The following is a 13,666-nucleotide window of genomic DNA, read 5'->3' as shown; positions in this document are numbered from 1 at the left end:
TGTCGGCCGCGGTGGTTCAAGCAGTTCGCGACGCGCGGCCGGGTTGGGAGATAGCGTTGTAATAATTCGTGAACGGACGTTATCCGCATAGCGGCCACCGGTCCAACCGTGGCGGCAATGTGGCGCCCGGCGTTGATTGGCGGGGCCGTGCAGCCGTCGGCATGCCGGCGCATTGTGCTGTGTTCGCGTGGCAGAGGCTGTTCGGACTCAACGCCTTATCGCCGGGCGCGGCAGGGGCCGCGCCGCGTTTGGGGGGCGTGGCAACGCGGAGCCGGGCGGTTGTGAAGAGCGTGTCGGCTGCGCGCGGCCGGCGGCCAAGTCAAGCGCCGAAAGGGCCGGCGGATCGGGCGCGTTGCGGCCAAAGGTTTGCCCGGCGGGTTCAGTCTTTGGTAAGCTCCAGCCTGCATGGGGGCGCAGGTGCCGGAAGTGCCGTTCGCGGATCTTCCGGCTGTGTATTGAGTGATGGAAGGGGCGCAGCATGGGCATTGCCGCTGCGAGACGGAAGCGACACGGGCTGATGACCGGCCTGATCGTTTCGTCCGGAATGTTTCTGGCCGGCTGCACGGGGGCGCAGTCCCCGGTCGAGGAACTGGCCGACATCAGCACTACCGTGAAATTCGACTCCCGGACCTTCGGCGTTCCGGCCAGTCCGCGCATCACCACTGCCAAGCGCGTGCCCAAGGGCGGCGGCCGTTCGCAGGTCGGCAAGCCCTACAAGGTACGCGGCAAGTGGTACTATCCCAAGGACGATCCGGGCTATTCCAAGTCCGGCACGGCCTCGTGGTACGGCCCGAACTTCCACGGCCGCCTGACCGCGAATGGCGAAGTCTACGACATGCATGGCCTGTCGGCGGCCCATAAGACGTTTCCGCTGCCCTCCTATGCGATGGTCACCAATCTCGAGAATGGCAGCCGCGTCATGGTGCGGGTCAACGACCGCGGGCCCTTCGCCCATGGCCGCGAGATCGACCTGTCGGCCGTGGCGGCGAAGCTGCTGGACTTCCAGCATGCCGGCACTGCCGAGGTGCAGGTCGACTATATCGGCCGGGCGCCGCTGGAAGGCGACGACACGCAGATGCTGATGGCGAGCTACGTGCCGGCCCAGGGCGCCGATCCGTATGGCGACGCCGTCATGGTGGCCTCGGCCGACGATCGGCCGATCCCGCAGCGCGGCGTCCAGCCGAGCGCCATCGCTTATGGCGAGACCCGCGAATTGCCGGGTGTGCGTCCGGACGCCGTCCGGGCGGGTGAGGGCAGGGGCGCCGGATCGGGTGAAGGCTTCGATCTGCGCAGCTTGCTGCCGCTGGACGGGATCGCCGCTTTTGCCAGCTCCTACGCGCCGGAACACAGCACTGGCGGTGCAGGCGATGCACTGTCGGCGGCGGTCGCCGCGGAGCCGGAACGGATTGCCATCGGCACGATCGCCGGCGATCTGGCAGAGCGGGTGCGCAGCGTCGCATTCGGTCATGGCGAACTGGTCGAGGACGCAGTTCCCGGCGAGAATGGCCGCGTCGCGACGTTGGTCGTCGCCCCCGTTGCCGACACCGATGCCGTGCTGCGTCGGCTCTGGCAGGTCGGTGCGGAAAACGCTTTCGTCATCCGCGACTGATCGGTTGCGCGACAGGCCCGGCAGGCGGCCGCCGAGCCGGCCCACGGGCTTGTTCAGCCTCTCAGCGCATCCTCTCCCGAGAGAGCGGAAACCAGTCCGACGGAAAGTGACGACGCGCATGTTGCGGCGGCGTCCGGCAGCGGCCTAAAGTCCGCTCATCTTCCAGTGCCCGCGGCTCCAAGCCGCCGGCACGTGCACGCGGATACCGATGACAAACGCATTTCCGTTCAAGGCCTTCGTCGTCACCGTCTCTCTCATGCTGCCGCTGGCAGGGCCCGTCGGCCCCACCCTGGCCCAGGAGGAGGACGTGCCGCGGATCGAGACGACGGCCCGCGAAGCGTTGCTCGTCGATGGCGAAACCGGCACGGTGCTGTTTGCCAAGAATGCCGACGCGCCGTTCCCGCCGGCGTCGCTCGCCAAGATGATGACGATGGAAATCGTCTTCGCGGCGATCAAGGACGGGACGCTCACCCTCGACACGGAATTTCCCGTCAGCGAGCATGCCTGGCGCACCGGCGGCGCACCGTCGCGGACCTCGACGATGTTCGCCGAGCTGAAGTCCCAGGTGCCGGTCTCGGCGCTGATCCGCGGGGCGATCATCCAGTCGGCCAACGACGCGGCGATCGTCATCGCCGAGGGCATGGAAGGCTCCGAGGCGGCCTTCGCCGAGCGCATGAACGCCCGGGCCCGGGAGCTCGGCATGATCAATTCGCGCTTCGCCAATCCGACCGGCCTGCCGGCGGACGACCAGTATGTCACCGCCCGCGACCTGATCACGCTGGCGCGTCATCTCCGGTCCACCTATCCCGAGCTCTACGCGATCTATGCCGAGCCGGCCTTCGAGTGGAACAAGATCTTTCAGCGCAATCGCAATCCGCTGCTGTCGATGGAGATCGGCGCGGACGGGATCGAGACGGGCTACACCGAGGCCTCGGGGTTCAGCCTGGTCGGAGCCACCTCGAATGGCGGCCGCGATACGCTTCTGGCGGTGAGCGGGCTCGAAACCGCCCGCGACCGCGCCAGCGAAGCCCGCAAGTTGCTGCTGTGGGCACGGGAATCGTTCGAATCGGAGACGCTGTTTCCGGCCGGCCAGATCGTCGGTTCGGCCAATGTCTTCGGGGGCGAATCCGGCAGTGTCGCGCTGGCCGCGACGGAGCCCGTCGAGGCGCTCGTCCCCGCCGATGCGCCCGAGCTCGTCAGCCTCCAGATCCGTTATCTGGAACCCCTGATCGCGCCGATCGCCGAAGGCCAGACCGTTGCCTCGCTGGATATTCTGGTAGAAGGAGAGCCGGTGCTTTCGCGCGACCTCCACGCTGCCAGCGCGGTGGCTGCCGGAAGCTTCACCGACCGCGCACTCGGCGCGGTCAGGGAGCTCGCCGTCGGCTGGCTCCGGACGCTCTGATCATCCACGCGGACGCGAATTGACCCGATTTTTCATGACATTCGAGGGCGGCGAGGGGAGTGGCAAGACGACCCAGATCGCCCGGCTTTCCGACCATCTGCGCAGCGAGGGCCACGACGTCGTCACCACCCGCGAGCCGGGCGGCTCGCCCGGCGCCGACGCACTGCGGCACGTCATCCTGTCCGGCGCCGCCGAGGGGCTGGGCGTCGAGGTCGAGGCGATGCTCTTCGCCGCTGCCCGCGCCGATCATGTGGACACGCTGATCCGGCCGGCACTGGATGCCGGCAAGATCGTCCTGTGCGACCGGTTCCATGATTCCACCCGGGTCTATCAATTCCTCGATTCCGATCTCGACCAGGATTATCGCGACGCGATGGAGCGGGCCGCGCTCGGCGATCTCCTGCCGAACCTGACCATCATCCTCGACGTGCCGGCGAGCGTCGGGGTCGAGCGGGCGCGCCAGCGCCGGGCCGACCATTCGCCCGACCGTTTCGAGAAGGAGGACGAAGCGCTGCACGAGCTCCGCCGGCAGGCCTTCCGCAAGCTCGCCGAGGACGAACCGGAGCGCTGCGTGATCGTCGACGGCACGCAGGCCGAAGACAAGGTCGCGGCGGAGATCCGGGACATCGTCGACGACCGCCTCGGGGCGGCCCGGTTCGAGGCGATCGGCCAGTCGCTGGGGGCAGGGCAGGCCGCCCGATGAGCGACGCGGCGCTGGACATCCCGGCGAGCCACGACGATCTCGATGGCGTGCCGCCGCCCGCGGCGACACCCACGCTCTTCGGGCACCGCAGCGAATTTGCCGAGCTGGCGTCGGCCGAAGCGGCCGGGCGGCTGCACCATGCCTGGCTGTTTCAGGGCCCGCGCGGGGTCGGCAAGGCGACGACCGCCTTCGCCTTCGCGCGGCACCTGCTTTCGCCCGGCCATGCCAGGGGCACCGAGGCGCCGGTGTTCGATCCGGCCGACCCCGCCATGCGCCAGATCGCGCTCGGCACCTATCCCGGCCTCGTTCATGTGACCCGCCCGCCGGTCGAGAAGGGCACGGGTTTTCGCACCCAGATCACCGTCGAGGGCGTGCGCAAGCTCAACCGGTTCTTCCAGGCCACCGGTTCGCGCACCAGCTGGCGGATCGCGATCATCGATCCGGCCGACGACATGAACCGCAGCGCCGCCAACGCGCTGTTGAAGATTCTCGAGGAGCCGCCCGCGCGCTCGGTCTTCCTGATCATGAACCACACGCCGGGCCGGTTGTTGCCGACCATCCGGTCGCGCTGCCGCACCCTGCGCTTCGAACCGCTGGAGGACGCTGACCTCGCCGCAGCGACCGCCGCCGCGCTGCCCAGCGCCGGCCAGGATGAGATTGCCGCCGCCGTACCGCTCAGCGAAGGCAGCGCACGGCAGGCGATCTCCCTGATCGCCTATGGCGGGATCGAGATCCGGCAGTCGCTCCAGACGCTCATTGCAGCAGACCGGCCCGACTGGAACAGCATCCATTCCATGGCCGACGCCCTGACCCAGAAGGGGCGCGAGCAGGCCTACGAGTTTCTGATCACGGCGCTTCTGTCGGCAACAGCCGAGGCGAGCGAGGCGTGCCTTTCGCGCGGCGACAGCGCCGGGGCCGCGTCGCTCGCGGCGCTCTGGCAGGACGAGACCGCAAGGCTGCGCGAGGCCGCGGCCTACAATCTCGACCGCAAGCAGGCGCTGCTGACGCTTTTCGACCGGTTCTACCGCTGCCGCGGGGCCGCAAGCGCCGCCTGAACGCCATTGCGGCAGGTTTCGGGCGCCGATCGATTGAGCCGCCTGCGCCAATGCACTATGTCGCAGGGATCACGTCGCCTATCGTACCGGAGTTTGACGACAGCCCCATGGCCGAACGCTTCTATCTGACCACCGCGATCTCCTATCCGAACGGTCGTCCGCATATCGGCCACGCCTACGAGTTCATCGCGACCGATGCCCTGGCGCGCTTCAAGCGGCTGGACGGCTACGACGTGTTCTTCCTGACGGGCACCGACGAGCACGGCATCAAGATGCTGCAGAGCGCGCGCGAGCAGGGCATCAGCCCGGCCGAGCTCGCCCGGCGGAACTCGGCCGAGTTCGAGGCGATGGCGACCCTTCTGGGCGGCACCAACGACGATTTCATCCGCACCAGCGAAGAGCGGCACGTGGCCGCCAGCCAGGCGATCTGGACCAAGATGGCCGCCGCCGGAGACGTCTACAAGGACGCCTATTCGGGCTGGTACTCGGTCCGCGACGAAGCCTATTACGGCGAGGACGAGACCGAACTGCGCGAGGATGGCAAGCGCTACGGCCCGCAGGGCTCGCCCGTCGAATGGGTGGCCGAGGAAAGCTATTTCTTCAAGCTGTCGGAGTTCCAGGACCGGCTGCTGGCGCTTTACGAGGACAATCCCGACTTCATCGGCCCGGCCGAGCGGCGCAACGAGGTGATGTCCTTCGTACGCTCGGGCCTGCGCGACCTGTCGATCTCGCGGACCACCTTCGACTGGGGCATTCCCGTGCCCGGCGACGAGAAGCACGTCATGTATGTGTGGGTCGACGCGCTCACCAACTACCTGACCGCCACCGGCTTTCCGGAGGAGGGCGAGCGCTCGGCCTACTGGCCCGCCGACCTGCACGTCATCGGCAAGGACATCGTGCGCTTCCATACGGTCTACTGGCCGGCCTTCCTGATGTCTGCCGGCCTGCCGCTGCCGCGCCGCGTCTATGCCCACGGCTTCCTGTTCAACCGCGGGGAGAAGATGTCGAAGTCGGTCGGCAACGTCATCGACCCGGCCGCCCTGGTCGAGGTCTACGGCCTCGATCGGCTGCGCTATTTCCTGCTTCGGGAGGTGCCGTTCGGCCAGGACGGCAATTATTCCCACGAGGCGATCGTCAACCGAACCAATTCCGAGCTCGCCAACGATCTCGGCAATCTGGCGCAGCGGTCGCTGTCGATGGTCGGCAAGCATTGCGGCGCGAAGGTGCCAGCGCCGGGCGCGTTCACCGAGGCCGATACGGCGATCCTGACCGCGGCGAACGACCTGTTGCCCAAGGTCCGCACGATGATCGACCGGCAGGAACTGCACGGCGTTCTCGCCGCGATCATCGCCGTGGTCAGCGAGGCCAACCGCTATTTCGCAGGCCAGGAGCCCTGGGCGCTGCGCAAGAGCGATCCGGCGCGCATGGAGACGGTGCTGTTCGTCACCGCCGAGATCCTGCGCCGCGTGGCGATCCTGCTGCAGCCCTTCGTGCCGGAGAGCGCCGGCAAGCTGCTCGACATTCTCGGGGTCGGCCCGGACGGCCGGACATTCAATGAACTGACACCCGATGTCCGCCTCGTCCCGGGGGCCGACCTGCCGGCGCCGCAGCCGATCTTCCCGCGCTTCGTCGAGGCGGAAGACGCCGCATCATGATGCCGTTCCTCGTCGACAGCCATTGCCATCTGGACTTCCCGGACTTCGCCGAGGATCGCGCGGACCTGATCGTCCGCGCCAAGGCCGAAGGCGTCGGCCTGTTCGTGACGATCTCGACCTTCGTCTCGAAGATCGAGAACTTAAAGGCGATCACGCGGGACCACCCGGAGGTCTATGCCTCGGTCGGCACCCATCCGCACAACGCCGCCGCCGAGCCGGATGTCAGCACCGAAGAACTCGTGCGTCTGTCGCAGGACCCGCGGATCGTCGCCATCGGCGAAGCCGGGCTCGACTATTTCTACGACAAGGCGCCGCGCGACATCCAGGAGACGGTGTTTCGCCGGCATATCGCGGCGGCGCGCGAGACCGGGCTGCCGCTGGTGATCCATTCGCGCGACGCCGACGACGACATGATCCGGATCCTCGAGGACGAAAGCGGGAAGGGGACCTTCCCCTTCATCCTGCACTGCTTCTCCGCCGGACCGCGGCTCGCCGAGGTCGGCGTGGCGCTTGGCGGCCATGTGTCGTTCTCCGGCATCCTGGCCTTCAAGAAGTCCGAGGAGATCCGCGCCATCGCCGCCGACGTGCCGATGGAGCGCCTGCTGGTTGAGACCGACGCGCCGTATCTCGCGCCGCCGCCGTATCGCGGCAAACGCAATGAGCCGGCTTACGTTCGCCATACCGCCGAGGTCCTTGCAGAAACGAAGGGAGTCGATCTGGCGACCATCGCGCGCCAGACCTCGGACAATTTCTTCGCGCTGTTCTCGAAAGTTCCCGATCCGAGAACGGCTTAGGCGGAGACGCTGAGGGTGAGCGACACGCTACGGCTGACCATTCTGGGCTGCGCTTCGTCGCCGGGAGTGCCGCGGATCAACGGCGACTGGGGCGCATGCGACCCGACGAACCCGAAGAACCGCCGTCTGCGGTCTTCGGCGCTGGTCGAGCGGATCGGACCGAACGGCCGGACGGTCGTCGCCATCGATTGCGGCCCGGATTTTCGCGAGCAGATGCTGATGGCCAGGGTCGCACATCTCGACGCCGTGGTGCTGACCCATCCGCATGCCGACCACATTCACGGCATGGACGATCTGCGCGGCTACATGCTGACCCAGAAGTCCCGCATTCCGGTGCATTCCGACCATTCGACCCATGCCCGTGTGCTGGAAGCCTTCCGCTATTGCTTCGAGACACCGGCGGGCAGCGCCTATCCGCCGGTGGCGCGGCATGTCGAGATCAGCGCCGGCCAGACATTCTCGGTCGATGGCGCCGGCGGCAAGCTGAGCTTTGCGCCATTTCGCCAGGAACACGGCTCGATCCATTCGCTGGGCTACCGGATCGGGCCGCTGGCCTATTGCAGCGACGTCAGCGACTTTCCGGACGCCGCCATCGCGGCCATTGCCGGCGCGCAGCACATCGTCATCGACGCGCTCCAGTACCGGACGCATCCGAGCCATCTGTCGGTCGAGCAGGCGCTCGACTGGATCGCGCGTTTCGGCGTGCCCGAAGCGACGCTGACCCACATGCATATTCCGCTGGACTACGCCACACTCTGTCGCGAGCTGCCGGGCCATGTGCGTCCGGGCTTCGACGGCCTGACGCTGGAATGGCCGCTCGACGCCTGAGCCGGAGCCGCGCCGGCTGCGACCGGATCGCAGGCCCGACCGAGGCCGCCCAACGTCCGGCATATCTGCTGCCCATCAGCCGCCATCCGTTCGGTTCCATAATCTATCTTATGCAACTTAGGTGCATGGGTGGATGGATACGGGCTCGACTGTAGGCCGTGTGAGACGCCGCGATGCGTGCCGGTCATCGGCTGGCCCTTCCCCTCGGGTCCGCGCGTCGCTATGCGGGATCGATCCGCAGGACTGTTCCGGAGTTTCGCCATGACGCCATCCAAGGACGTTGCACGCCTCGTCGAGATCATGGCGGCGCTGCGCGATCCGGTTTCCGGCTGTCCCTGGGATGTCGAGCAGGACTTCGCTACGATCGCGCCCTACACGATCGAGGAAGCCTACGAGGTCGCCGATGCCATCGAACGCAACGACGCGGTCGACCTGCGCGAGGAGCTGGGCGACCTCCTGCTGCAGGTCGTATACCACGCACAACTCGCGTCCGAGGCCGGCCTGTTCGATTTCGGCGACGTGGTGGACGGCATCACCCGCAAGATGATCCGCCGGCATCCGCATGTCTTTGGCGATGCCGAAGCGCGTTCGGCGGGCTCGGCCAAGGGCCAGTGGGAGCGCATCAAGGCCGAGGAAAAGGCCGAGCGCGCGGCTCTGCGCGCGACAGCGGCCACGGTCGCGCTGACGGCCGACACGCGCGTCCCGGAGGCAGCGGACCAGGCCGCATCGGGGTTTCTCGACGGGGTTCCGTCAGGCTTTCCGGCGCTGACGCTGGCACTGAAAATCCAGCAGAAAGCCGCGAAAGTCGGCTTCGACTGGGACCGGCCGGAGCCGATCGTCGGCAAGATCATCGAGGAAATCGACGAAGTCGCCGAGGCTGCGGAGAGCGGCGATCGCGACGCGCTTGAGGGCGAGATCGGCGATCTCCTGTTCAGTGCGGTCAATCTCGCGCGCTATCACGAGATCGATCCCGAAGCCGCGTTGCGGCGTTGCGTCCGCAAGTTCCGTGGCCGGTTTCGCCATATAGAGCAAGAGCTTGCCGCGACGGGCCGCGCGCTGGAAACGGCCAGCCTCGATGAAATGGAAGCGCTCTGGATCGCAGCCAAGACGCGCAAGCAGCCGGCGGCGTCCTGACGGGGCCGGGCCGGTCCTGAGGGTCTGGTCGGATACCGCAGGTCAAGGCTGCCGCGCTCAGGCCTTCGGGGTTCGGGTGCCCGATCTCGGCCGTTTCGGCTCGCCTTTGGGCTTCGCGGCGCCCTTCGCCTCGGCCGCGCGCCGGGAGGCTCCGTCCGCTAGCGCGATCCAGCGTTGCGCTTCGTCCGGGTCGTCGAAGGCGGCATCCGGAATCCGGTAATAGGGCATCCGCACGGGGCTTCGACCGGTGCGGGCGTAATGCCAGTTTTGCAGACCTTCGGCCTCGTAGATGGCATCGGTCTCGGCATTGCTCTTGAGATAGAGTTCGCCGTCGACGACCAGGGCGAGGATGCGATCCCCCGCATAGATCCCCTGCCCGCCGAACATCCGGCGAATGCGAAATCCGGGAACCGAGGCGAAAAGCTCGCGGAGAATGTCCTCGTCCATCGGACCGCTCAGGTGCGATGGCGGGCGGTCATCCCGGCTGGCCGGCGAGCGTCGCCAGATCGGCCTGCTTCAGCTCGACGGATTCGCCGCAGCCGCAGGCCGAGGTCTGGTTGGGATTGCGGAAGGTGAAGCCGGACCGCAGGACGGTCTCCTCGTAGTCCATCTCGGTGCCGAGCAGGAACAGGACCGCTTCCGGCGCGACCAGCACCCTGGCGCCGTCCTTCTCGATCATGTCCTCGTTGGGATTGGCCTCGGTTGCGAGGTCGATGGTGTATTCCATCCCTGCGCAACCACCCTTCTTGATACCGACCCGCAGGCCGAGCGCACCCTCGCCCTTGCTCGACGTGATCGCCTTGACCCGCTCGGCGGCGGCGTCGGTCATGCTCATCACGGTGAAGCGGCCCATGGCGGCCTCCTTTCGAGAAATTCTGTCACGCGAACACTATCAGAAAGATGGGGCGTTTCGCGAGGCGCCACAAGGCGAACGCTGCGTCGGCATGCGGGCTGCGCGCGATGCAGCATTGCTCAGGACCGCGACCAGAGTTCGCGTGTGGCAAGTTCGGCCGCATGGCCGTCGGGATCGCGGAAATACAGGCTGTGGCCCCGTCCCCGCGACCATTGCACCTCGCTCTCCACCGCGACACCGCAGGCTTCGAGATGGCGGCGCCATTCATCCACCGAGCCCGACGGAATGCCGAGCGCGAAGTGGATCGGGCCCTGGCCGTCATGCGGCGGGATCGTCCCGTCCGGTGTCGCCACCGGTTCCAGCGTGGAGCCGCGGGCGAACAGGATCAGGACCGTGCCGTCGGGCAGGCGGAAGACGCAGATGCGCTCTTCCTCGAACAGCGGCTCGATGCCGAGCAGCGCCGCGTAGAACGCCTTCGACCGCGCCATGTCATCGACATAGAGGCAGGTCTCCAGCAATCCCGACAGCGGCGGTGTCATGGCGTCAGCGTCAGAACCAGCCGACGGCGACCTGCGCCTCTTCGCTCATCCGCTCGGGCGTCCACGGAGGATCGAAGACGAGGTCGACGCGGACCTGGCCGACGCCGTCGACCGAGCTCACGGCATTCTCGACCCAGATCGGCATTTCGCCGGCCACCGGGCAGCCCGGTGCGGTCAGGGTCATCTCGACATCGACATTGCGCTCGTCGTCGATGTCGATCTTGTAGATCAGGCCGAGCTCGTAGATGTCGGCCGGAATCTCCGGATCGTAGACGGTCTTCAGCGCGCCGACGATGTCGTCGGTGAGGCGCGTGAGCTCCTCGGCCGGGATCGCCGATTGCGTGCCGTTGTCGCCGGACGCCATGGCGACGTTGGCGGCGGCGGTGTCGTCCGCTGCGGGCTTTTGTTCGGCTTGGTCGGTCATGCGATCATCCTTGCGGCCTGCCCCGGTTTCGCGTGATCGCGATGCTGCGGGGCCATGCCTTCAAAATCTTCTCTGGCGGGCGCCTGATCAGGCGAAGAAGCGCCGCGCCTTTTCGAGCGCCTCGGCCAGGCGATCGATCTCGTCGGTGGTATTATACATACCAAACGATGCCCGGCATGTGGAAGTCGCGCCGTATCGCTTCAAGAGCGGCTGGGCGCAGTGGGTGCCGGCGCGCACGGCGACGCCCTCACGGTCGATGACCATGGAAATGTCGTGGGCGTGAATGCCCTCCAGGTCGAAGGAGACGATGGCCCCCTTCCCCGGCGCTTCGCCATAGATGCGCAACGAGTTCACTGCGCGCAAGCGCTCATGGGCGTAGTCGCGCAGGGTTTCCTCGTGGGCGGCGATCGCCTCGCGGCCGATGTGGCGCATGTAATCCAGCGACGCACCAAGGCCGATGGCCTGGACGATTGGCGGCGTGCCCGCCTCGAAGCGGTGCGGCGGCGCGTTGTAGGTCACCGCGTCCTCGGTCACCTCGACGATCATCTCGCCGCCGCCATTGAAGGGCCGCGTGCGCTCCAGCATCTCGCGCTTGCCGTAGAGAATGCCGATGCCGGTCGGGCCGTAGACCTTGTGCCCGGTGAAGACGTAGAAATCGCAATCGAGATCCTGCACGTCGACCGGCAGATGCACGGCGGCCTGGCTCCCGTCGACGAGCACCGGAATGCCCTTGGCATGAGCCATCGCGCAGACCGCCTTCACGTCGACGACGGTGCCCAGCACATTCGACATGTGGGTGGTGGCGATCATCTTCGTGCGCGGCGTGATCGCCCGTTCGAAGGCCGCGACGTCGATGGAGCCGTCTTCCTCGACCGGCACGAAGACCAGCTTGGCGCCCTTCTTCTCGCGGATGAAGTGCCAGGGCACGATGTTGGAGTGGTGCTCCATGATCGTCAGGACGATCTCGTCGCCCTCGCCGATCTCGTTCATGCCGTAGCCATAGGCGACGAGGTTGATCGCCTCGGTGGCGGACCGGGTGAAGACGATCTCCTCGGCGCTCGGTGCGTTGAGGAAGTCCGAGACCTTGCCGCGGGCCGCCTCGAATTCTTCCGTCGCCTTGTTGGACAGGAAGTGCAGGCCGCGATGGACGTTGGCGTAGTCCTCGCTATAGGCCTTCTGGATCGCGTCGAGCATGGCCCGCGGCTTCTGGGCCGAGGCGCCATTGTCGAGATAGACCAGCGGCTTGCCGTAGACTTCCTTCGACAGGATCGGGAAGTCGCGCCGGATGGCGTCGATGTCGTAGGCGGGACTGGCCGCAGCCATCACGTCAGCCTTCATGGCACGGGAACTCCGGTTTGCGCGCGGGTCGCCTCGGCATGGCCGAGGGGCGAGACGGGCGCGGCCGAAATGTCGGCGCGCCCGTCAGGACCGCATTATCGCTCGTGTGCGAGCCAGGCGTCGATGCGCTCCATCAGCGCGTCTCCGGCTGCTTCGTCTTCCAGTTCTTCCACGACCTCGGCGACGAAGGCCTTCACGAGCAGCGCCCGTGCCGGCTTCTCCGGAATGCCGCGCGACATCAGGTAGAACAGGTGATCGGCGTTGATCTCGCCCGCCGTCGCGCCGTGTCCGCACTGCACGTCGTCGGCGAAGATCTCCAGCTCGGGCTTGGCCGAGAAGTCACCCTGGTCCGACAGGAGCAGCGTGTTGCAGGCCATCTTCGCGTCGGTCTTCTGCGCGTCCTTGGCAACCTTGATCATGCCCTGGAAGACGCCGTGGCCACCCGTGACCACGTTCCGGAAGGTCTCCGTCGCGGTGGTGTGGGGCACCTGGTGGCGCAGGGTCGTCGTCACGTCGACATGCTGGCCCTCGGTCAGAAGGTTCACGCCGCGGATTCGAATCTCGCTGTTCTCGCCAACGGATTCGACGTGAACCTCGTTGCGTACCAGCGCGCCGCCGCTGTTCAGGACGAACAGCTTGAACACGGCATTAGCGCCGACGGTCACGTTCAGCTGCCCGAGATGGGCGGCCGACATGCCCTTCGCCTGATCGATGATCCAGAGCACTTCGGCCCCGTCGGCGATGGTCAGGTGCGACACGCCGGTCGAGGGCGCGCCGGTGGCGTTGCCCTCGATACGCTCGACGAAGGTCGCGCGGGCGCCCTCGCCGACCGTGCAGCGGGCAAAGCCGTGGCCACGCTCACCGGTGCCGGCGCGCAGCTCGATCGCGGACGCCAGCGCCGTACCGGCGGCGACGTTGACCACGACGGCCGGTGCGCCAAAGGCGGCATTGACCAGGCGGACCGTATCAATCGGCCGATCGAGATGGTTCGGCGACTTGTTCCAGTCCGCCGCTTCGCTCACCGCCGCGATCTGCACGCCCTCGGGCGCACTGGTCGCAGCCGGATCGCTCATCTCGACCACATGGCTGTTGTGCAGGAGCGGCGCCAGCAGCGCCGAATCTTCGCTCGCCGTCGCCTCGGCCGCCGGCAGGCGCCCCATCAGGGCGCGGAGATCGGTGTAGTGCCAGGCTTCGGTGCGCCGGTTGGGCAGGCCTTCACGGCGCAGGGCGTCGATGGCGGAGGCCGCCGTCGCGACGCTGCCGGCCCGCTCGGCGCTGTCGATCAGCGCCGCCTCGGCCGGGCTTCGGGTCTTGAGCAGATGCACCGTCATG

General features: G+C 67.2%; 14 protein-coding genes. 8 read left to right on the top strand and 6 right to left on the bottom strand.

What is annotated here, in order from left to right; all coding sequences use genetic code 11:
• Window positions 1-517: 517 nt before the first annotated feature.
• The 8 genes from H536_RS25375 (at window position 518) to mazG (ending at window position 9,180) form a co-directional block, all read left to right on the top strand.
• Window positions 518-1,609, top strand: a complete 1,092-nt coding sequence (locus tag H536_RS25375; RefSeq protein WP_024351765.1) for a septal ring lytic transglycosylase RlpA family protein — start codon at window positions 518-520, stop codon at window positions 1,607-1,609.
• 208 nt (window positions 1,610-1,817) lie between these two features.
• Window positions 1,818-3,011, top strand: a complete 1,194-nt coding sequence (locus H536_RS0117950; RefSeq protein WP_024351764.1) for a D-alanyl-D-alanine carboxypeptidase family protein — start codon at window positions 1,818-1,820, stop codon at window positions 3,009-3,011.
• Between the two features lie 34 nt (window positions 3,012-3,045).
• Window positions 3,046-3,714, top strand: a complete 669-nt coding sequence (tmk, locus tag H536_RS0117945) for a dTMP kinase (protein WP_029703578.1) — start codon at window positions 3,046-3,048, stop codon at window positions 3,712-3,714.
• On the top strand, window positions 3,711-4,769 hold the full coding sequence (locus H536_RS0117940) for a DNA polymerase III subunit delta' (protein WP_024351762.1): 1,059 nt from the start codon (window positions 3,711-3,713) through the stop codon (window positions 4,767-4,769). The genes tmk and H536_RS0117940 overlap by 4 nt, the downstream gene beginning before the upstream one ends.
• Window positions 4,770-4,876: 107 nt before the next feature.
• Window positions 4,877-6,424 carry a methionine--tRNA ligase gene (gene metG, locus H536_RS0117935; protein ID WP_024351761.1) on the top strand — a complete coding sequence of 516 codons (1,548 nt, stop codon included), beginning with the start codon at window positions 4,877-4,879 and terminating at the stop codon, window positions 6,422-6,424.
• Window positions 6,424-7,218, top strand: coding sequence for a TatD family hydrolase (locus H536_RS0117930; protein WP_024351760.1), 795 nt, complete (start codon window positions 6,424-6,426; stop codon window positions 7,216-7,218). Before metG ends, H536_RS0117930 begins: the two co-directional genes overlap by 1 nt.
• A gap of 15 nt (window positions 7,219-7,233) precedes the next feature.
• Window positions 7,234-8,046 (top strand): MBL fold metallo-hydrolase, encoded by an 813-nt coding sequence (locus H536_RS0117925; RefSeq protein WP_024351759.1) that lies wholly within the window; start codon window positions 7,234-7,236, stop codon window positions 8,044-8,046.
• A 261-nt stretch (window positions 8,047-8,307) separates the two neighbouring features.
• On the top strand, window positions 8,308-9,180 hold the full coding sequence (gene mazG / locus H536_RS0117920; RefSeq protein WP_024351758.1) for a nucleoside triphosphate pyrophosphohydrolase: 873 nt from the start codon (window positions 8,308-8,310) through the stop codon (window positions 9,178-9,180).
• 57 nt (window positions 9,181-9,237) lie between these two features.
• Here mazG and H536_RS0117915 read toward each other — a convergent pair whose 3' ends face one another.
• The 6 genes from H536_RS0117915 to sufD form a co-directional block, all read right to left on the bottom strand.
• Entirely contained in the window at window positions 9,238-9,627 is a 390-nt protein-coding gene (locus H536_RS0117915) for a TfoX/Sxy family protein (protein WP_024351757.1), read from the bottom strand.
• A 28-nt stretch (window positions 9,628-9,655) separates the two neighbouring features.
• Window positions 9,656-10,033, bottom strand: coding sequence for a Fe-S cluster assembly scaffold SufA (gene sufA / locus H536_RS0117910; protein ID WP_024351756.1), 378 nt, complete (start codon window positions 10,031-10,033; stop codon window positions 9,656-9,658).
• Between the two features lie 119 nt (window positions 10,034-10,152).
• Window positions 10,153-10,572 (bottom strand): VOC family protein, encoded by a 420-nt coding sequence (locus H536_RS0117905; RefSeq protein ID WP_029703574.1) that lies wholly within the window; start codon window positions 10,570-10,572, stop codon window positions 10,153-10,155.
• A 10-nt stretch (window positions 10,573-10,582) separates the two neighbouring features.
• Complete coding sequence (locus H536_RS0117900) at window positions 10,583-10,996, bottom strand: SUF system Fe-S cluster assembly protein (RefSeq protein WP_024351754.1); 414 nt, start codon at window positions 10,994-10,996, stop codon at window positions 10,583-10,585.
• Window positions 10,997-11,083: 87 nt separating this feature from the next.
• Entirely contained in the window at window positions 11,084-12,334 is a 1,251-nt protein-coding gene (locus H536_RS0117895) for a cysteine desulfurase (RefSeq protein WP_024351753.1), read from the bottom strand.
• A 95-nt stretch (window positions 12,335-12,429) separates the two neighbouring features.
• Complete coding sequence (gene sufD, locus H536_RS0117890) at window positions 12,430-13,665, bottom strand: Fe-S cluster assembly protein SufD (RefSeq protein WP_024351752.1); 1,236 nt, start codon at window positions 13,663-13,665, stop codon at window positions 12,430-12,432.
• Window position 13,666: the final 1 nt, after the last annotated feature.

The organism is Aurantimonas coralicida DSM 14790 (genome assembly GCF_000421645.1).
GTDB classification, from domain to species: domain Bacteria; phylum Pseudomonadota; class Alphaproteobacteria; order Rhizobiales; family Rhizobiaceae; genus Aurantimonas; species Aurantimonas coralicida.
This window is presented reverse-complemented; position numbering and strand designations above follow the sequence as displayed.

What these genes read in the sequence shown, in the direction of transcription:
- mazG (WP_024351758.1), top strand. Translation starts at nt 8,308, where the DNA reads ATGACGCCATCCAAGGACGTTGCACGCCTCGTCGAGATCATGGCGGCG.
- H536_RS0117915 (WP_024351757.1), bottom strand. Translation starts at nt 9,627, where the DNA reads ATGGACGAGGACATTCTCCGCGAGCTTTTCGCCTCGGTTCCCGGATTT.
- H536_RS0117930 (WP_024351760.1), top strand. Translation starts at nt 6,424, where the DNA reads ATGCCGTTCCTCGTCGACAGCCATTGCCATCTGGACTTCCCGGACTTC.
- H536_RS0117905 (WP_029703574.1), bottom strand. Translation starts at nt 10,572, where the DNA reads ATGACACCGCCGCTGTCGGGATTGCTGGAGACCTGCCTCTATGTCGAT.
- sufA (WP_024351756.1), bottom strand. Translation starts at nt 10,033, where the DNA reads ATGGGCCGCTTCACCGTGATGAGCATGACCGACGCCGCCGCCGAGCGG.
- metG (WP_024351761.1), top strand. Translation starts at nt 4,877, where the DNA reads ATGGCCGAACGCTTCTATCTGACCACCGCGATCTCCTATCCGAACGGT.
- H536_RS0117895 (WP_024351753.1), bottom strand. Translation starts at nt 12,334, where the DNA reads ATGAAGGCTGACGTGATGGCTGCGGCCAGTCCCGCCTACGACATCGAC.
- H536_RS0117900 (WP_024351754.1), bottom strand. Translation starts at nt 10,996, where the DNA reads ATGACCGACCAAGCCGAACAAAAGCCCGCAGCGGACGACACCGCCGCC.
- sufD (WP_024351752.1), bottom strand. Translation starts at nt 13,665, where the DNA reads ATGACGGTGCATCTGCTCAAGACCCGAAGCCCGGCCGAGGCGGCGCTG.
- H536_RS0117940 (WP_024351762.1), top strand. Translation starts at nt 3,711, where the DNA reads ATGAGCGACGCGGCGCTGGACATCCCGGCGAGCCACGACGATCTCGAT.
- H536_RS0117950 (WP_024351764.1), top strand. Translation starts at nt 1,818, where the DNA reads ATGACAAACGCATTTCCGTTCAAGGCCTTCGTCGTCACCGTCTCTCTC.
- tmk (WP_029703578.1), top strand. Translation starts at nt 3,046, where the DNA reads ATGACATTCGAGGGCGGCGAGGGGAGTGGCAAGACGACCCAGATCGCC.
- H536_RS25375 (WP_024351765.1), top strand. Translation starts at nt 518, where the DNA reads ATGACCGGCCTGATCGTTTCGTCCGGAATGTTTCTGGCCGGCTGCACG.